Consider the following 16120-nt stretch of genomic DNA (forward strand, 5'->3'; position numbering starts at 1 on the left):
TCACTGCGCCGCAGATGGTTGCGTCGGGTGGACCGGCGTGGCTATAACGGCATTGTAGTCAGCCGGCTTGGGAGCAATGCCTTGGACTTGAAGCGGATCAACGACCACGTCAGCGTTTCTGGACAGATCCAGCCCGAAGATGTGGCGACGCTCAAAGACCTCGGTTTTGTCGCCATCGTCAACAATCGGCCGGACGGGGAATCTCCCGACCAGCCGGAGGGTGCCGCAATCGAAGCCGCCGCCAAGGCTGCCGGGCTTGCCTACCATGCCATTCCGCTTGGGCGCGAAGGGGTCAATCCCGAACTCGTCGCCAATACCAAGGCCGTTCTCGAGGGGAGCAACGGCCCGGTGTTCTGCTATTGCCGCTCCGGCACGCGGTCGACGACGCTTTGGGCGCTGAGCCAGGCGGGTGAGGCGCCGGCCGAGGAGATCATCTCCCAGGCAGCCGAGGCGGGATACGACATGAGCCACCTGGCCGGATATCTCGGCCGCACCTGAGTTTTGTTCTGACGGCACGGACGGGTTGCCGTCCCTTCCGTCGCATTTGCTGAGCCGGACCCGCGCAACGGGTCCCAAGCCCCTCCTGCTCGGAATTTAAATCGATGCCAATGAAGAAAATACTCGTCGCCAATCGCAGCGAGATCGCCATTCGCGTGTTTCGCGCGGCCAATGAGCTGGGCCTCAAAACCGTCGCGGCCTATGCCGAAGAAGACAAGCTGGCGCTGCATCGCTTCAAGGCCGACGAGGCCTATCTGATCGGCAAGGGGCTCGGTCCGGTCGAAGCGTATCTCCAGATCGACGAATATATCCGCATCGCGCGGCTTTCCGGCGCCGATGCCATCCATCCGGGTTACGGGCTCTTGTCGGAGTCGCCGGAATTTGTGGATGCCTGCGAGGCGGCGGGCATTACCTTTATCGGGCCGCGGGCGCAGACCATGCGCGACCTGGGCAACAAGGTTGCCGCGCGCAACATGGCGATCAAGTCCGATGTTCCGGTCGTGCCGGCGACCGACGCGCTGCCGGATGACATGGACGCGGTCAAGGCCATGGCTGCCGAGATCGGCTATCCGCTGATGCTCAAGGCCAGCTGGGGTGGGGGCGGCCGTGGCATGCGCCGGATCATGGACGAAGCCCATCTCGTTAACGAAGTCTCGGAAGGCAAGCGCGAGGCCAAGGCGGCGTTTGGCAAGGACGAGATGTATCTTGAAAAGCTGATCGAGCGTGCGCGCCACGTCGAAGTGCAGCTGATCGGCGACGACCATGGCAATCTCGTCCATCTTTTCGAGCGCGATTGCTCGGTGCAGCGCCGCAATCAAAAGGTCGTGGAACGCGCGCCGGCCCCATATCTGTCCCACGCCGTGCGCAAGGAACTGACCGACGCGGCGGTGCGGCTGGGCAATGCCGCGAACTACCGGGGTGCCGGCACGGTCGAATTCCTGATGGATGCCGATACCGACAAGTTTTACTTCATCGAAGTGAACCCGCGCATCCAGGTCGAGCACACAGTCACCGAAGAGGTGACCGGCATCGACATCGTCAAGGCGCAGATCCATCTGCTGGATGGCGCGGTGATCGGGACGCCGGAGTCCGGCGTGCCGCTGCAGGAGAATATCCGCCTCAACGGCAATGCCATCCAATGCCGCGTTACGACGGAAGACCCGGAACAGAATTTCATTCCCGACTATGGCCGCATCACCGCCTATCGCGCCGCGACCGGTTTTGGCGTGCGTCTCGATGGCGGCACCGCCTATGCGGGCGCCATCATCACGCGCTATTACGATCCGCTGCTCGAAAAGGTCACCTGCTGGGCGCCGACGGCGGACGAGGCCATCACCCGCATGCATCGCGCATTGCGCGAGTTCCGCATCCGGGGTGTCGCGACCAATCTGGCGTTTCTTGAAAACATCATCACGCATCCGGACTTTCTCGAGAACCGCTACACGACGCGCTTCATCGATACGACGCCCGACCTCTTCAACTTCAAGCCGCGCAAGGACCGGGCGACCAAGCTCCTAAGCTATATCGCCGACGTGACCGTCAACGGGCATCCCGAAGTACGCGATCGTCCGCGTCCGCCTGCCGATGCCGCGGCGCCGATCGTACCGCAGTTCGAGCCGTTGATCGTCATCGAAGGGTCGCGACAGATCCTCGATCGCGAAGGCCCGATGGGCTTGGCGCACTGGATGAAGCGGCAACAGCGCGTGCTTTTCACCGACACGACGATGCGCGATGCGCACCAGTCGCTGTTGGCGACGCGCATGCGCTCCTTCGACATCACGCGCATTGCGGAAAGCTATTCGCGTGGCCTGCCCAACCTTTTCAGCCTCGAATGCTGGGGCGGCGCGACGTTCGATGTGTCCATGCGCTTCCTCAACGAAGACCCGTGGGAGCGGCTCGCGAGGGTGCGCGAGGGCGCGCCCAATATCCTGATGCAGATGCTGCTGCGCGGCTCGAACGGGGTCGGCTACACGAACTATCCTGACAATGTGGTGCAGTTTTTCGTCAAGCAGGCGGCGCGCGGCGGCGTCGACATTTTCCGCATCTTCGACTGCCTCAACTGGGTCGAGAACATGCGCGTCTCGATCGATGCGGTCGCGGCCGAGGGGAAGGTCGCGGAGGGGGCGATCTGCTATACCGGCGACCTCTTCGATCCCGATCGCAGCAAGTATGACCTCAAATATTATGTGGGTCTCGCCAAGGAGCTGGAGGCGGCCGGCGTCCATGTATTGGGCATCAAGGACATGGCCGGGCTCTTAAAGCCTGCCGCGGCCAAGAAGCTGGTGTCGGTCTTGAAGGAAGAGATTGGCTTGCCGATCCACCTTCATACGCACGATACGTCGGGCGCTTCGGCGGCAACGGTGCTGGCGGCGGTGGAAGCCGGGGTTGACGCGGTCGATGCGGCGATGGACGCCTTGAGTTCCACCACCTCGCAGCCGACGCTGGGCTCGCTGGTTGCAGCGCTTGAAGGCGATGCGCGCGATCCGGAGCTCGACCCCAAGGCGATCCGGCAGATTTCGTTCTACTGGGAAGCGGTGCGCAACCAGTATGCGGCGTTCGAGAGCAATCTCAAGGGCGGGGCTTCGGAGGTCTATCTTCACGAAATGCCGGGCGGGCAGTTCACCAACCTCAAGGAACAGGCGCGTTCGCTAGGGCTGGAAACGCGCTGGCACGAGGTTGCGCAGACCTATGCCGACGTCAACCAGATGTTCGGCGACATCGTCAAGGTAACGCCATCGTCCAAGGTGGTCGGCGACATGGCGCTGGCCATGGTCTCGGCCGGCATTTCGCGCGCCGATGTCGAAAGCCCGGACAAGGACATCGCCTTCCCGGACTCGGTGGTCGGCTTCTTTGCGGGCGATCTTGGCCAGCCGCCGGGCGGCTTCCCGGAGAAGCTGCAGAAGAAGGTGCTCAAGGGCCGGACGCCGATGAGCGAACGGCCGGGCTCCTACCTCGAGCCGATCGATCTGGAAGCCGAGCGCAAGAAGGTTTCCGAAGAGGTCGGCATGCCGGTGGACGATCTTCGGCTTGCCTCCTACCTCATGTATCCCAAGGTCTATACCGACTTCGAAAAGACCCAGGATCGATATGGGCCGACCGAAGTGCTGCCGACACCGGTCTATTTCTATGGTCTCAGCGAAGGCGACGAACTCCTGGTCGATATCGAGCGCGGCAAGACGCTGGTCGTGACCTATCAGGGCCGGGCTGAGACCAATGAGAAGGGCGAAGTCCGCGTTTTCTTCGATCTCAACGGCCAGCCCCGCACCATTACCGTTCCGGATCGCTTGAAGGCCGGCGAAGTCAAGGTTCGCGCCAAGGCGACCGCTGGCGACGCAAGACAAGTCGGTGCGCCGATGCCGGGGGTCATCTCAACGCTTGCTGTCAAGGAAGGCCAGAAAGTTTCGGCTGGTGACGTGCTCTGCTCGATTGAAGCCATGAAGATGGAAACCGCCATCCACGCCGAAGTGGATGGCACGGTGGCCGAACTGCTGATCAAGCCGGGCGACCAGATCGATGCCAAGGACCTGTTGGTGCGGCTGGACTAAAACAAAAGGCCCGGGAGCGATCCCAGGCCTTTCCTATACTAATGACCCGAAGACCTCATCCTGAGCTTGTCGAAGGACGAGGTCGGGAACTCGGTGGCTGCGACCTCGTGGATCGACAAGCTCACCATGAGGTCTAGAATGCTTTAGGAACTAAAGCCGCCGACCCTGTCCGTCGATGGTCTGGCCGTAGCCACGGCGATTGCCGGGGGCGTGGGCATAGGCGCGCTGGGCGGTGACGTCTAGCGGCAGGCGCGAGACGATCCAGCTCATCAGCAGCGGCACGACGACGAAATCGTCCATGATGCCAAGGAACGGAATGAAGTCGGGGATGATGTCGATCGGGCTCACCAGATAGAGCGGCACGAGCAACATTGCAGCCTTCAGATAGAAAGGCGTCTCCGCGTGGCGAAACGCCTTCCACAGGATCATCAATTCCTTGCGGAAGATAAAGAACCGGCCGATGGTGAAGCGACCGAGCAGGGCCAAAGGCGAGAATGGGTTTTTCATGAGCCTTAAATGGCCCATCTCCGATAAGGTTCAAGACCTCGTTCATCACGCAAGCGTAACATTGCGCAAATAGGCTCGGCGGCTTATCTCTGGCGCCAGTTACGAGGTGATCAAATGGCCGGTCCAGCGCCGCGCAGGCAGTCGGTAGGTGTTAATGTCGGTGGGGTCATGGTCGGTGGTGGTGCCCCGGTCGTAGTCCAGTCGATGACCAATACCGACACGGCCGATATCGATGCGACGGTGAAGCAGGTGATGCAGCTGGCACGTGCCGGCTCCGAGATCGTTCGCATCACCGTTGATCGCGACGAGAGCGCCAAGGCGGTGCCGATCATCCGCGATCGCCTGGCCTTCATGGGCTATGACGTGCCGCTGGTCGGCGACTTCCATTATATCGGCCATAAGCTGCTTACCGACCATCCGGCTTGCGCCGAGGCCCTTGCCAAGTACCGCATCAATCCGGGCAATGTGGGCTTCAAGGCCAAGCGTGACACGCAATTTGCGACGCTGATCGAGATCGCCAACCGCTACAACAAGCCGGTGCGCATCGGCGTCAACTGGGGTTCGCTCGATGAAGAGCTGCTGACGCGGCTGATGGACGAGAATGCCGTTTCGGCAGCGCCGATTTCGGCTTCTGCGGTGCAGCGCGAGGCGATCATCCAGTCGGCCCTGTTGTCTGCGGCGCGGGCCGAAGAGCTGGGCATGCGGCGCGAGCAGATCCTTCTTTCGACCAAGGTGTCTGACGTCCAGCACCTCATTGCCGTCTACCAGGACCTCGCCGCGCGCTGCGATTATGCGCTGCATCTGGGCCTTACCGAAGCCGGCATGGGCTCGAAGGGCATTGTGGCGTCCTCGGCAGCGCTCGGCATTCTTTTGCAGCAGGGTATCGGCGACACGATCCGCATCTCGCTGACGCCCGAGCCAGGTGGCGATCGCACCACCGAGGTCAAGGTGGCGCAGGAATTGCTACAGACCATGGGCTTCCGCCAGTTCCTGCCCGTGGTTGCTGCTTGCCCTGGCTGCGGCCGGACGACCTCGACTACGTTCCAGACGCTGGCAAAGGAGATCCAGGATCACCTGACCTCCTCAATGCCGGAGTGGAAGGAACGTTATCCGGGCGTTGAGGCACTGTCGGTGGCCGTGATGGGCTGCATCGTCAATGGGCCGGGGGAGTCGAAGCACGCCAATATCGGCATTTCGCTGCCGGGCACGGGCGAAACGCCGGCGGCGCCGGTTTTCGTCGATGGCCAAAAGGTCGCGACGCTACGTGGCGCCGATGTTGCCGACCAGTTCAAAGTGATGGTCGCCAACTATATCGAGCAGAAATTCGGCAACGGCCAGAAGACCGCCGCCGAATGAATGGACGCAATCAACGGCGCCTGTTCTGGCTCGCCATGCTGATCCTGGTGCTTGGCGGGCTCAAGCTCATGGGCCAGATCTAGGCTATTCGGTCGCCATCACCATGACCGGCAATTCGCCGCCGATCTCGACGGCTTTGCTCTCTTTATCGAAGACGCAGACGATGCTGGTCGTGTCGGTCGAGACGATGGCGAGGCCATAGCTCTCGCTGCCAAAGGGATCGACCGTTGCGGTCGCGCCCGGCAGGGCTTCGGCTGTTGCCGTGAGGCAAGCCGTTTCCACTTCAGCGGCGAATTCTGCCCAGGCGTCTTCGGAGGCGGCCTGAGCGCTGCCCAGTGCAGCAAGGCTGATGGCGAGAACGGCAATAGGCTTGAGCATAATCTCTCCTTCTGGGTCTGCGCAGTGTTGCAACCCAATCAGGCTTTTTGGTGCCACTCCGGCAGCGGGAAAACGCGGTCGTAAGCCCAGTTAAAGACCAGCGCATAGAGCATGTAGAAGAGCGCAAAGCCCATATCGAGCAGCAGCGCCTGCCACAGCGAGATGCCCAGATAGAGCGCGATCAGCGGCATCAGCATGATCAGGAGCCCGATCTCGAACAGCACGGCATGGGCGATGCGGAGCGCCGGCGTCTTCAGCGTCGTGCCGGCAAAACGGACCATGGCGCGGTCGAAAAGGAGATTGAAGACGTAGTTCCAGGCCATGGCAACGGTGGCGCTGCCAATGACAATGATGGCCGAGTCGCCGGCGTGGAGACCGAAGGCGAAAGCAGCCAAAGGGGTGGCGATCAGAACGCCCAAGATTTCGAAGCTGATGGCGTGGCGAAGACGATCTGCGGTGGTGCGCATGGGAAACTTCCGAAAGCCGGGCCGTCCCGCGCAAAAGATCCCGAACCGGGGGAGGTCGTCCTCGCGAGGCTTTATCTAGGCCGAGCGCGCACGGAACTCAAGGCTTGGGCGGCTTTAGTGCGAAAACGCCCGAGCGGATCGGGGCATCGCTGCCGAAATCGGGGACGCGGTATTCTGCGATGAGTTCGAGATGGTCCAAGGGCAGGTTGCGCCGGAAGGGGTCTCCGACCAGGACGCGTTTGCCTTGTGCGGCCATGCGGCTGAGGGCGGACAGGGTCGCTGTTGTGACCTCCGCGTCGTAGAAGACATCTCCGGCGAGTACCACCTCCGCCTCCACGATTGCGTCGCTTATCGCAATGCTGACGCCGTTCGCTTCGGCGTTGAGTGCGATCGCCGCGCGTCCGATCGGGTCGGGTTCGAAGGCGGTGACCGTCGCTCCGGCTTTGGCTGCGGCGATGGCAACCAGCCCGCCGCCAGCGCCGAAATCGAGCACGGTCTTGTTGGCGACGAGCTCAGGGTGGCTCACCAGATGAAGGGCGAGCACTGCGCCGCCAGCCCAGGCATAGGCCCAATAGGGCGGTTCGTCGGCGCGGGCCTGCTCCGTCAGCCACGAGATGAGGCCGCTTTTGGGCGTTGGGCGGTAAAGCGAAACGTCGGGGCGAAAGGGGAGGGGCGCCAGAACCAACCGCTCACGAATAAATTGTTGCGTCGACGGGTTCACTCGGGAAGCTGGCACGCATCGACCCATTTGCCGCCGCACAGTTCCGCCAGCCGCTCGACTGTCAGTTTTACCGAGGCATGGGTGTCGCCGCCAGCGGGAATGACGAGGTCATAGATCTTGAGCGAGACGTCTAGATAGATCGGCAGCGGCGCGGGCAGACCGAAGGGGCAGACGCCGCCAACCTGGTGGCTGGTGAGCCGCAAGACGTCTTCGGCACCCAGCATGCGCGGACGGCCGCCGAAGGCCGTCTTGGACTTGCCGTTGTCGAGGCGCGCATCGCCGCGGGTGACGAGCAGCACTTCCTCGTCGCGTACGCGGATGCAAAGCGTCTTGGCGATCTGGCCAGGCGCCACGCCATGCACTTCCGCTGCCAGTTGCACCGTGGCGGTCGAGGCATCGGTGACGATGACGTCGAGATCGGGGGCGCGGGCCGCAAGGTCTTCGCGGACGGACTGGAGGCTCATGGATGTCCTTTCAGAACAGGCTTGCCAGCCGCGTCTCGTATTTGAAGCGGGTTTTCTCGCGGATCGGCGTGGTTACCGCGCGGCGGATGAAGTCGAGTGGAATGTCCTTGCCGTCGAGCGCCATAAGCTCGCTGACGGTGACGCGCTCGCCGGCATAGGGCGTGATGCGCACATCCATGCCAGCGGTGACAGTGCCTTCGGCGAGCACCCGGCAATAGGGGCCGGGGCGATTGGCACGCTGGAAGCGCTTCAGCCAGCGCGGGTCGCCCATCTTGGCCGAAAAAGTAAGGCAAGGCTGTCGATAATAGGTGACTTCAAGCAAGGTGTCGCCGATGGCGAAGCGGTCGCCAATGGCGGTCTCGGCGCTGGTCGTGCCTTCTATCGTGAGGTTCTCGCCAAAGGATCCCGGCTGTGGCGCGTAGCCAAGCTCGCCCGTCCACGAATCGTAGTCGTCCTGGAAGTAGACATAGATGGCTTGGTCGCGGCCTCCGTGGTGCCGGGTATCGAGCACGGCGTCTTCGGCAATGCCGAGCGTCTTGATCCCGACAGGGCCCTGGATGGGTTCCTTATAGATGCCGGTCTTGGCGCGCATGCCGGGGATGGGCCGCGGTTGGCCGATGCAAACGGCGAGGAGCGTGCCCACGCTCATTTCTGTCGCACCGCGAAGTAGCGCGCCGTGGCGCGCAGGCCATCGGCTTTGGGACCAAATGTGCGCAGTGCCAAAAGCGCCTCGTTGACGATGCCGTCGAGCATTTTGCGGGCGCCATCAACGCCGAGGCGGCTGACCACGGTTTGCTTGCCGGCGTCCTGATCCTTGCCGGTGGCCTTGCCCATGGCTTCAGGCGTGGCAGTGACGTCGAGGATATCATCGGCGAGCTGGAAGGCGCGTCCGGCCGCCTCGGCATAGGCGGTCAGCGCCGACAAAGCCCGTGCATCGGCGCCGCCGAGAATGGCGCCCATGCGGACGGCGGCGCGGATCAAGGCGCCGGTCTTCATGGCCTGCATGGTGGCAATGTCGGTTTCGGAAAATCCGCCCTGTTCGCCCTCGATATCGCGCATCTGGCCGCCGACCATGCCGCCGGTGCCGCTGCCAGCAGCAAGTTCGCCGACAAGGCGGATGCGGGTTTCGGCATCGGGATGGCAGGCCGGATCGGCGAGGACCGCAAAGGCTTGGGTGAGGAGGGCATCGCCGGCGAGGATGGCGGTCGCGTCGTCATAGGCCTTGTGCACGGTCGGCCGGCCGCGGCGGAGATCGTCGTCGTCCATGGCCGGGAGATCGTCGTGGATCAGCGAATAGCAATGCACCATTTCGATGGCGAGACCGGCGCGCAGGGTTTGATCCTTGGGCAAGGAAAAGATCGCCGCCGACTGGCGCACGAGAAGCGGACGGAGGCGCTTGCCGCCTTCGAGGCTGCCGTGACGCATGGCCGCCACCAGCCGCTCCGCCACGGGCCCCGGCCCCGAAAGTCGCGCGCCGGTCAGGTATTCGGAAAGCCCCGCCTCAACGGCACGGGCACAATCGGCGCTGTCGGCGGAAAAGTCATACATGAGGATGTGCTAGCGGTTTGGCTTGGGGGCGGCAAGGGCCTTGGCCTCCTCCAAAGCCGTCGTTATTGAAGCCCCATGGCCCGACGCAAATCCTTCCTCCGGCACTTGCGCCTTCCGCTCGGCATCCTTGCCGTGCTGGTGGCCATTCCGCTGGTGCTGACGCCGGTTTACCTGGTCGTGCCGCCGATCTCGGTGCCCATGCTGGCGCGCCTCGTGACCGGCCAGCCGGTGGATCGGGACTGGCGGCCGATCGACGAGATTTCGGACCGGCTCAAGGCCTCGGTAATCCTCTCCGAAGACGGCCAGTTCTGCCGTCATTGGGGCGTCGATTTCACGGCGCTCCGGGTCGAGATCGACAATTACCTGGCCGGACGGGAAACGCGCGGCGCCTCCACCATCACCATGCAGGTGGCGCGCAATCTCTTCTTGTGGAACGGGCAAAGCGCCCTGCGCAAGGCGCTCGAAGTGCCGCTCGCGCTCTATATTGACTTGGTCATGCCCAAGAAGCGCATCATGGAAATCTATCTCAACATTGCCGAATGGGGACCGGAGGGGCAGTTCGGCGTCGTCGCGGGCTCCTATCGCGCCTTCGGCCGAGAGCCGCAGAACCTTGATTGGCGCACGGCCAGCCTCCTCGCCGTCACCCTGCCGAACCCCCTTGTCCGCCTCCCGGCTTCGCCCAATGTCGGGCTGTTGCGTCTCGCCGACATCGTCGCGGGCCGGGCGCAGCAATATGGGGAGAGAGCCGCCTGCGTCGGGCCGGGCGGCAGGCTGGCGCTTTGATATCTTGAACCTGCGAGTGATTAGTATATACTCTTTCGACGGAGGTATATACGATGGCATTTTATGTGCGGGATGAGAGTACGGACCGGGCAGTTCGTCGCCTGGCTCAACTCAAGAACAAGAGCCTGACCGAGACTATTCGCGAGGCCGTTGAGTCCGAATACGCGCGCCAGCGTCATGTCGTTCCGCTGAGCGAGCGCCTGGCACCCGTAGTCCAGCACTACCAGTCGTTTCCCGCTCGCGCGGAGGGAGCGGACAAGGCATTTTTCGATGACTTGTCGGGAGATGCCTGATGTTCGTGGATGCCTCCGCCGCGATCTCGATTCTTAGCGGTGAGGAGGATGCAGCGGAATTGGCGGCACGTCTCGACACGGCGCCCGTGGTGATGATGTCGCCGATGTCGATCTATGAGACGGTGGCAGGGCTCGCCCGGAAGCGCCAATGCCCGATCGACGAGGCCGAGGCCATGGTCGACTTTTTTATCTCTGAAACCAGCGCCACTGTGATCGATGTCGATGACAAGGTTGGCCGGGTCGCTATCACGGCGTTTGCCCATTTCGGGAAAGGCCGTCATCCTGCCGACTTGAACATGGGGGATTGCTTTGCCTATGCCTGCGCGCAGGTGCATGGCGTGCCCTTGCTCTACAGGGGCAATGATTTTGTTCACACCGATATCCCTGCGGCCTAGAGCGGCGACAATTGCTCTAGCCAAGCGGGCGCGGTTGCTCTATAGAGCCCACCAATCCTGACAGAGACACGTCTCTGGCCGCTTTTGGCGGCGCAACGATTTTGATTTTCGGAGTACCACCATGGCAGTGCCAAAACGCAAGACCTCGCCGATGAAGCGCGGTTTCCGTCGCTCGGCCGATGCGATTGCCAACCCTACCTATGTCGAAGACAAGGATTCGGGTGAGCTGCGTCGTCCGCACCACGTCGATCTCAAGAGCGGCATGTATCGCGGCCGTCAGATCCTCGCGGCAAAGAACTAAGCCGAAAGGCACTTGGCGCCTATGCGCTAGATCATGTTATTGAGCGGCCGGCCCCCAACAGGGTCGGCCGTTTTCGTTTGCCGCCAGGGAGCGGCCCAGCCGGAGAAGCACTTGATGAGCACGCGCGTCGAATCGGACACCATGGGCACGATCGAGGTCCCGACCGACAAGTATTATGGCGCGCAGACCGCCCGCTCGCTCATGAACTTCGATATCGGTGGCGAGAAGATGCCGGCCGAGATCATCCGCGCTTTCGGCATCCTAAAAAAGGCCGCGGCGCTCGCCAACCACAAGCTCGGTCTCATGGACGAGGCCACCCGGGACCTCGTGGTTGCCGCCGCCGATGAGGTGATCGAGGGCAGGCTTGCCGATCATTTTCCGCTGGTGGTCTGGCAGACCGGTTCGGGCACGCAGTCGAACATGAATGTCAACGAGGTCATCTCCAACCGTGCCATCGAAATGGCCGGCGGCACGATGGGATCGAAAAAGCCCGTCCACCCCAATGACCACGTCAATATGAGCCAGAGCTCGAACGACACCTATCCGACGGCCATGCATATCGCGGCGGTCGAGGCGGTCGAGAACTACCTCTACGAGCGCGTTCAGCTCTTGCGCGACACGCTGGCGCAAAAATCCGAAGAGTTCATGGACGTGGTCAAGATCGGCCGCACGCATCTTCAGGATGCAACGCCCCTGACGCTGGGCCAGGAGATTTCCGGCTGGGTGGCGCAGATCGATTATGCTGTCGCCGCCATCAAGGCGACGATGCCACAGCTCAAGGAACTGGCGCTCGGTGGCACGGCGGTCGGCACAGGGCTCAATGCGCATCCCGACTATGCCGTGGCCGTGGCTAAGGAAATTGCCGAGCTCACCGGCCATGACTTCGTGACCGGCCCCAACAAGTTCGCGCTGCTGGCTGGGCACGACGCCTTTGTCGGCACTTCGGGTGCGCTCAAGCAGCTCGCCGTCGCTTTCATGAAGATTGCCAATGACGTGCGCTGGCTGGCGTCCGGTCCGCGTTCAGGCTTGGGTGAAATCACCATTCCGGAGAACGAGCCGGGCTCGTCGATCATGCCGGGCAAGGTCAATCCGACGCAGTCCGAAGCCATGACCATGGTCGTGGCGCAGGTGATGGGCAATGATGCCGCCATCGGCTTTGCCGCATCGCAAGGCAATTTCGAGCTCAACGTGTTCAAGCCGGTGATCGCCTACAACTTCCTGCAGTCGGTGCGGCTGCTGGCCGATGCGGCGAAGAGCTTTAACGACAATTGCGCCATCGGCATCGAGCCGGACCGCAAGCGCATCAAGCAGCTGGTGGATCAGTCGCTGATGCTGGTCACCGCGCTCAACCGCAAGATCGGCTATGACAATGCCGCCAAGATTGCCAAGACCGCGCACAAGAATGGCGGCACGCTGCGGGAAACGGCGATCGAGCTTGGGCTGCTGACGGGCGAAGAATTCGATGCGGAAGTGAAGCCCGAGCAGATGGTGGGACCGCTCAGGGTTAAGAAGTAAAACCCCCACCCGGCCTCCCCCGAAAGACGGGGGAGGAGCCGCATCGTGTGCTCGGCTTCAGCGGCGGCATACACCGGCCCGCTCCTCCCCCGTTTTCCGGGGGAGGTGGGGTGGGGGCTTCTCGTTGCGGCGCCTAAAGTGCAAAGCCCTCGGGTCGAGCCCGAGGGTGACGATCTGTGATAATATTGACTATCCCCGCACAGCCGCCTCGAGCGCCGCCACGTCGATCTTGCGCATCGTCATCATGGCCTCGAACGCCCGCTTAGCGCCGGAGCCGCCGGCTTTCATGGCGTTGGTGAGGGCGCGGGGGGTGATCTGCCAGGAAATGCCCCACTTGTCCTTGCACCAGCCGCACATGCTTTCCTGGCCGCCATTGCCAACGATGGCATTCCAGTAGCGATCGGTTTCTTCCTGGTCGTCGGTGGCGATCTGGAAGGAAAAAGCATCGGTGTGTTGCGGGCCGGGTCCGCCGTTCAGCCCCATGCAGGGGATGCCCAGGACGGTGAACTGCACCGTGATCACATTGCCGGCCGAGCCGGACGGAAAGTCGGATGGGGCGCGATCGATATCGCCGACGACGGAATTGGGGAAAGTCTGGGCATAGAAGCGGGCCGCCTCTTCGGCGTCCTTATCGTACCAAAGGACGATGGTGTTCTTTTCGATTGGCATCAGGTTCTCCTCGATCTGCGCTGCCACCGATCGACAGCTTCATGCCGACGACGGTTGACGGGACGGGAATTGAACGCCCCTCCCGATCTTTTTCCAAGCTCTTCCGCGCAACGCCTCCTTCTGGCATCTTCCCTCTACTCTCACCGAGGCCAGCCATGAGCGAAACCGTCGTCCTGCCCACCCATCCTCTGCGCCCGCGCGGCAACAGCTTCATCGTGCCGCTGCTGGTCGTGCCGTTTCTGCTCTACAACCTCGTCGTGTTTCTGTTTTTCGGCGGCAATCCGGTCAATTGGGGCGCTGGGCTCTTTGCCATTCCGATGCCGTCGGGCATGCCCTGGGCGGTCACCGCAGGCGATCTGCTGCTGGTTGTCGGCATCATTATGCTGTTTGTCGAAGTGCTGAAATCCACCGGCACATCGCGAAACTCTATCATCGAGCATATGCTCTCTATGGTGCTGTTCGTCGTGTTCCTGATCGAATTCCTGCTGGTCGGCGCCGCGTCGAGCTCGGTGTTCTTTTTGCTCATGGTGATGAGCCTGATCGATGTGGTCGCGGGCTTTACGGTCTCGATCACCAGCGCCAGCCGCGACGTTTCGATGAGCTAGACGACAACAGTCTTGCGATAGCCGGCCGGCATGCGGCGCTCGGCGATCCGGGCGCCGTTATTGTAGGCGCTGGTCGCCGCTTCCGGCGTGCCCTGGCGGCGAGCGCGTTGCGGTGCCATGCGGTCTCGCGCGGCGATGAGTTGGCTGACGAAGGCCGCAGTCGGAGCGGAGCGTGCGAGCGAGGGTCGCGGGTCGACCGTGCCGGTGGTGACCGGCAGTGCGCTCAGGGTTTCGCTTTGATCCAGATCCGACATCACGCTGTACCATCCAGGGCCGCCCTGTCCCGTTATGGGGCAGAGGCAGCGGCGCCTGCTCGCTAAGGGGCAAGCGCCATGCCAGATGGTAACAGCTCGTTAAGAGATTTCGATCCCTGGGCTTGGATCACTTCACAGGGAAATGGCGCGCCTAGAAGTTGTCCTTGCCCTTGCGGATGGCGGCGAACACCTCGGAAGGCTCTTTGCCTTCGAGCCCGTAATAGGCCGCGAGTTCGGGTGCATCGGCGCGAAGGAAGGGATTGGCGCGTTTGTCTTCGCCGAGCTTGAACGGGATGGTGGGCTTGCCTTCTGCCCGCAATGCATCGACATCGGCAGCGCGCTGCTGCAGGGCGACGTTGTCGGGGTCCACCGAGAGGGCAAAGCGGGCATTGGACTGCGTATATTCGTGTCCGCAATAGACCAGCGTCTCGTCTGGCAGGTCGCGGAGGCGCTTGACGCCTTCCCACATGGGCCCGGGCTTACCTTCGAACATGCGGCCGACGCCGAGCGAGAAGAGCGCGTCGGCGGAAAAAAGGTGCCCACCGTCGCGGTCGTAAAAGACGATGTGGCCCAGCGTGTGGCCGGGCGCATCCATCACCTCGAAGGTTGTTTCGCCGAGCGTCACCACATCCCCGTCGCCCACGAGTTCATCGAGCCCCTCGATCTTGTCGGCCTCGGCGCGCGGACCGACGACGCGGGCGCCGAAGGCGGATTTGAGCTCGGGAATGGCTTCCACGTGGTCGATATGGTGATGGGTGATGAAGATGTCGGAGAGGGTCCAGCCGCGGCGGGTCAGTGCGTCGCGGATGGCCTTGGCTTCGGGCGCGTCGATGGCGGCGGTGCGGCCCGTGGCCTCGTCATGCACCAGGTAGCCGTAATTGTCTTGGCGGGCGGGAAAGACGTCGACGATGAGGGCCATGGGCATATCCTTTGGTTTGGCTGCAAGCTAGGGATGCCTCCTGCGGATGGCAAGCCGGGGTTGGACAAGCGGCGGGCGGTTTCCTAAGTTTGCCCAATGACCAGCGATGTCTCGCGCCTTATCGGATATTACAAATCGCCGCTTGGCCGGCTGTCGCGCGCCTTGGTGCGCGAGCAGGTCACGGATTTGGCCGGCGATGTGCGCGGCAAGCGGGTTCTGGGGCTTGGCTTTTCGACGCCTTATCTCCGCTTTACGCTGGAGAAAGCCGAGCGCGTCCTGGCCTTCATGCCGGCGCGGCAGGGGGCTTCGGCCTGGCCGCGTGAGGGTCCGTCCCATACCGTTCTCTGCGATCCGCTGGAAATGCCGCTGACCGATGCCGCGGTCGATCTCACCATTGCCATTCACGCGCTCGAGCATGTGGCGGATGCCGAAGAGCTGATGCGCGAGCTGTGGCGGGTCACGGCGCCCAATGGGCATCTGCTCTTGGTGGTGCCGCGGCGGCGGGGCATCTGGGCGCAGCGCGACAATACGCCGTTCGGCCAGGGCAATCCTTATTCCGGAAGCCAGCTCGAAAAGCTGCTGCGGGATCATAGTTTCGTACCGGAAGCCTGGCGCGACGCTTTGTTCCTGCCCCCGTTTCAGTCGCGGTTCGTTCTGAAATATCCGCGTTTTTTCGAGCGGTTCGGGCGCCTCTTCGGGCCGGCGATGAGCGGGGTGATCTGCGTGCGGGCGCGCAAGGAGGCATTTCCGGCAGTGCCGCGGCGCAAGAAGGCCGAACGCTATGTGCGCGTGCCGGGTCTGTCGCCGGCAACGGCGCGGTCGGGGTAGAACCCCCACCCAGCCTCCCCCCGCAGAAGGGAGAGCAGTCCGGCCGTTGGTTTAGACTCTATCGAGCTCCTCCC

The 16120-nt window shown here is 62.7% G+C and carries 20 protein-coding genes; 10 read left to right on the forward strand and 10 right to left on the reverse strand.

Features of this window, described 5'->3' with window-relative positions:
- Positions 1-81 precede the first annotated feature (81 nt).
- Entirely contained in the window at positions 82-498 is a 417-nt protein-coding gene (locus JI748_RS16775) for a TIGR01244 family sulfur transferase (RefSeq protein WP_201633350.1), read from the forward strand.
- Between the two features lie 104 nt (positions 499-602).
- Positions 603-4043, forward strand: a complete 3441-nt coding sequence (pyc, locus tag JI748_RS16780; RefSeq protein ID WP_201633353.1) for a pyruvate carboxylase — start codon at positions 603-605, stop codon at positions 4041-4043.
- A gap of 150 nt (positions 4044-4193) precedes the next feature.
- Here the strand turns inward: pyc and JI748_RS16785 are convergent, their stop codons facing one another.
- Positions 4194-4550: a YkvA family protein gene (locus JI748_RS16785; protein ID WP_201633356.1), complete on the reverse strand. Its 357-nt coding sequence runs from the start codon at positions 4548-4550 to the stop codon at positions 4194-4196.
- Between the two features lie 114 nt (positions 4551-4664).
- Here JI748_RS16785 and ispG point away from each other — a divergent pair, with 114 nt between their 5' ends.
- Complete coding sequence (gene ispG, locus JI748_RS16790) at positions 4665-5906, forward strand: flavodoxin-dependent (E)-4-hydroxy-3-methylbut-2-enyl-diphosphate synthase (RefSeq protein ID WP_201633359.1); 1242 nt, start codon at positions 4665-4667, stop codon at positions 5904-5906.
- An 84-nt stretch (positions 5907-5990) separates the two neighbouring features.
- On the opposite strand, the gene JI748_RS16795 is transcribed toward ispG, so the two are convergent.
- The 6 genes from JI748_RS16795 to JI748_RS16820 all read right to left on the reverse strand — a co-directional run bounded on the left by JI748_RS16795 (position 5991) and on the right by JI748_RS16820 (position 9484).
- Complete coding sequence (locus tag JI748_RS16795) at positions 5991-6284, reverse strand: hypothetical protein (protein ID WP_201633361.1); 294 nt, start codon at positions 6282-6284, stop codon at positions 5991-5993.
- A 38-nt stretch (positions 6285-6322) separates the two neighbouring features.
- Entirely contained in the window at positions 6323-6751 is a 429-nt protein-coding gene (locus JI748_RS16800; RefSeq protein ID WP_201633364.1) for a PACE efflux transporter, read from the reverse strand.
- A gap of 97 nt (positions 6752-6848) precedes the next feature.
- Positions 6849-7487 carry a class I SAM-dependent methyltransferase gene (locus JI748_RS16805; RefSeq protein ID WP_233280568.1) on the reverse strand — a complete coding sequence of 213 codons (639 nt, stop codon included), beginning with the start codon at positions 7485-7487 and terminating at the stop codon, positions 6849-6851.
- Positions 7469-7936 (reverse strand): YbaK/EbsC family protein, encoded by a 468-nt coding sequence (locus tag JI748_RS16810; RefSeq protein ID WP_201633370.1) that lies wholly within the window; start codon positions 7934-7936, stop codon positions 7469-7471. Before JI748_RS16810 ends, JI748_RS16805 begins: the two co-directional genes overlap by 19 nt.
- 10 nt (positions 7937-7946) lie before the next feature.
- Positions 7947-8585 (reverse strand): MOSC domain-containing protein, encoded by a 639-nt coding sequence (locus JI748_RS16815; protein WP_201633373.1) that lies wholly within the window; start codon positions 8583-8585, stop codon positions 7947-7949.
- Positions 8582-9484, reverse strand: coding sequence for a polyprenyl synthetase family protein (locus JI748_RS16820; RefSeq protein WP_201633376.1), 903 nt, complete (start codon positions 9482-9484; stop codon positions 8582-8584). Before JI748_RS16820 ends, JI748_RS16815 begins: the two co-directional genes overlap by 4 nt.
- Before the next feature lie 75 nt (positions 9485-9559).
- Here JI748_RS16820 and JI748_RS16825 point away from each other — a divergent pair, with 75 nt between their 5' ends.
- From JI748_RS16825 to fumC, 5 genes are all read left to right on the forward strand, one after another.
- The gene (locus JI748_RS16825; protein WP_201633379.1) at positions 9560-10267 is read left to right on the forward strand and encodes a transglycosylase domain-containing protein; all 708 of its coding nucleotides are present in this window, start codon (positions 9560-9562) and stop codon (positions 10265-10267) included.
- Positions 10268-10320: 53 nt separating this feature from the next.
- The gene (locus tag JI748_RS16830) at positions 10321-10560 is read left to right on the forward strand and encodes a type II toxin-antitoxin system VapB family antitoxin (protein WP_201633382.1); all 240 of its coding nucleotides are present in this window, start codon (positions 10321-10323) and stop codon (positions 10558-10560) included.
- The gene (locus JI748_RS16835) at positions 10560-10955 is read left to right on the forward strand and encodes a type II toxin-antitoxin system VapC family toxin (RefSeq protein ID WP_201633385.1); all 396 of its coding nucleotides are present in this window, start codon (positions 10560-10562) and stop codon (positions 10953-10955) included. The genes JI748_RS16830 and JI748_RS16835 overlap by 1 nt, the downstream gene beginning before the upstream one ends.
- Before the next feature lie 121 nt (positions 10956-11076).
- Positions 11077-11256 carry a 50S ribosomal protein L32 gene (gene rpmF, locus JI748_RS16840; RefSeq protein ID WP_092425495.1) on the forward strand — a complete coding sequence of 60 codons (180 nt, stop codon included), beginning with the start codon at positions 11077-11079 and terminating at the stop codon, positions 11254-11256.
- 114 nt (positions 11257-11370) lie between these two features.
- Positions 11371-12771 carry a class II fumarate hydratase gene (gene fumC / locus JI748_RS16845; protein ID WP_201633387.1) on the forward strand — a complete coding sequence of 467 codons (1401 nt, stop codon included), beginning with the start codon at positions 11371-11373 and terminating at the stop codon, positions 12769-12771.
- 189 nt (positions 12772-12960) lie between these two features.
- On the opposite strand, the gene JI748_RS16850 is transcribed toward fumC, so the two are convergent.
- Positions 12961-13434, reverse strand: a complete 474-nt coding sequence (locus JI748_RS16850) for a VOC family protein (RefSeq protein WP_201637467.1) — start codon at positions 13432-13434, stop codon at positions 12961-12963.
- A 161-nt stretch (positions 13435-13595) separates the two neighbouring features.
- Here JI748_RS16850 and JI748_RS16855 point away from each other — a divergent pair, with 161 nt between their 5' ends.
- Entirely contained in the window at positions 13596-14045 is a 450-nt protein-coding gene (locus tag JI748_RS16855) for a hypothetical protein (protein ID WP_164532639.1), read from the forward strand.
- Here JI748_RS16855 and JI748_RS16860 read toward each other — a convergent pair.
- Together JI748_RS16860 and gloB are read right to left on the reverse strand one after the other, a co-directional pair.
- Positions 14042-14299, reverse strand: coding sequence for a hypothetical protein (locus tag JI748_RS16860; protein ID WP_201633390.1), 258 nt, complete (start codon positions 14297-14299; stop codon positions 14042-14044). The genes JI748_RS16855 and JI748_RS16860 overlap by 4 nt on opposite strands.
- A gap of 151 nt (positions 14300-14450) precedes the next feature.
- On the reverse strand, positions 14451-15218 hold the full coding sequence (gene gloB, locus JI748_RS16865) for a hydroxyacylglutathione hydrolase (RefSeq protein ID WP_201633393.1): 768 nt from the start codon (positions 15216-15218) through the stop codon (positions 14451-14453).
- A 96-nt stretch (positions 15219-15314) separates the two neighbouring features.
- On the opposite strand from gloB, the gene JI748_RS16870 reads away from it, so the two are divergent.
- Positions 15315-16046: a class I SAM-dependent methyltransferase gene (locus JI748_RS16870; RefSeq protein ID WP_201633396.1), complete on the forward strand. Its 732-nt coding sequence runs from the start codon at positions 15315-15317 to the stop codon at positions 16044-16046.
- Positions 16047-16120: the final 74 nt, after the last annotated feature.

The sequence above is a fragment of the Devosia rhizoryzae genome, from assembly GCF_016698665.1.
GTDB classification, from domain to species: domain Bacteria; phylum Pseudomonadota; class Alphaproteobacteria; order Rhizobiales; family Devosiaceae; genus Devosia; species Devosia rhizoryzae.

Bases quoted from the DNA above. Each gene is read 5' to 3' on its own strand.
- pyc (WP_201633353.1), top strand. From the start codon at position 603: ATGCCAATGAAGAAAATACTCGTCGCCAATCGCAGCGAGATCGCCATT.
- JI748_RS16785 (WP_201633356.1), bottom strand. From the start codon at position 4,550: ATGAAAAACCCATTCTCGCCTTTGGCCCTGCTCGGTCGCTTCACCATC.
- ispG (WP_201633359.1), top strand. From the start codon at position 4,665: ATGGCCGGTCCAGCGCCGCGCAGGCAGTCGGTAGGTGTTAATGTCGGT.
- JI748_RS16795 (WP_201633361.1), bottom strand. From the start codon at position 6,284: ATGCTCAAGCCTATTGCCGTTCTCGCCATCAGCCTTGCTGCACTGGGC.
- JI748_RS16800 (WP_201633364.1), bottom strand. From the start codon at position 6,751: ATGCGCACCACCGCAGATCGTCTTCGCCACGCCATCAGCTTCGAAATC.
- JI748_RS16810 (WP_201633370.1), bottom strand. From the start codon at position 7,936: ATGAGCCTCCAGTCCGTCCGCGAAGACCTTGCGGCCCGCGCCCCCGAT.
- JI748_RS16815 (WP_201633373.1), bottom strand. From the start codon at position 8,585: ATGAGCGTGGGCACGCTCCTCGCCGTTTGCATCGGCCAACCGCGGCCC.
- JI748_RS16820 (WP_201633376.1), bottom strand. From the start codon at position 9,484: ATGTATGACTTTTCCGCCGACAGCGCCGATTGTGCCCGTGCCGTTGAG.
- JI748_RS16825 (WP_201633379.1), top strand. From the start codon at position 9,560: ATGGCCCGACGCAAATCCTTCCTCCGGCACTTGCGCCTTCCGCTCGGC.
- JI748_RS16830 (WP_201633382.1), top strand. From the start codon at position 10,321: ATGGCATTTTATGTGCGGGATGAGAGTACGGACCGGGCAGTTCGTCGC.
- JI748_RS16835 (WP_201633385.1), top strand. From the start codon at position 10,560: ATGTTCGTGGATGCCTCCGCCGCGATCTCGATTCTTAGCGGTGAGGAG.
- rpmF (WP_092425495.1), top strand. From the start codon at position 11,077: ATGGCAGTGCCAAAACGCAAGACCTCGCCGATGAAGCGCGGTTTCCGT.
- fumC (WP_201633387.1), top strand. From the start codon at position 11,371: ATGAGCACGCGCGTCGAATCGGACACCATGGGCACGATCGAGGTCCCG.
- JI748_RS16855 (WP_164532639.1), top strand. From the start codon at position 13,596: ATGAGCGAAACCGTCGTCCTGCCCACCCATCCTCTGCGCCCGCGCGGC.
- JI748_RS16860 (WP_201633390.1), bottom strand. From the start codon at position 14,299: ATGTCGGATCTGGATCAAAGCGAAACCCTGAGCGCACTGCCGGTCACC.
- gloB (WP_201633393.1), bottom strand. From the start codon at position 15,218: ATGGCCCTCATCGTCGACGTCTTTCCCGCCCGCCAAGACAATTACGGC.
- JI748_RS16870 (WP_201633396.1), top strand. From the start codon at position 15,315: ATGACCAGCGATGTCTCGCGCCTTATCGGATATTACAAATCGCCGCTT.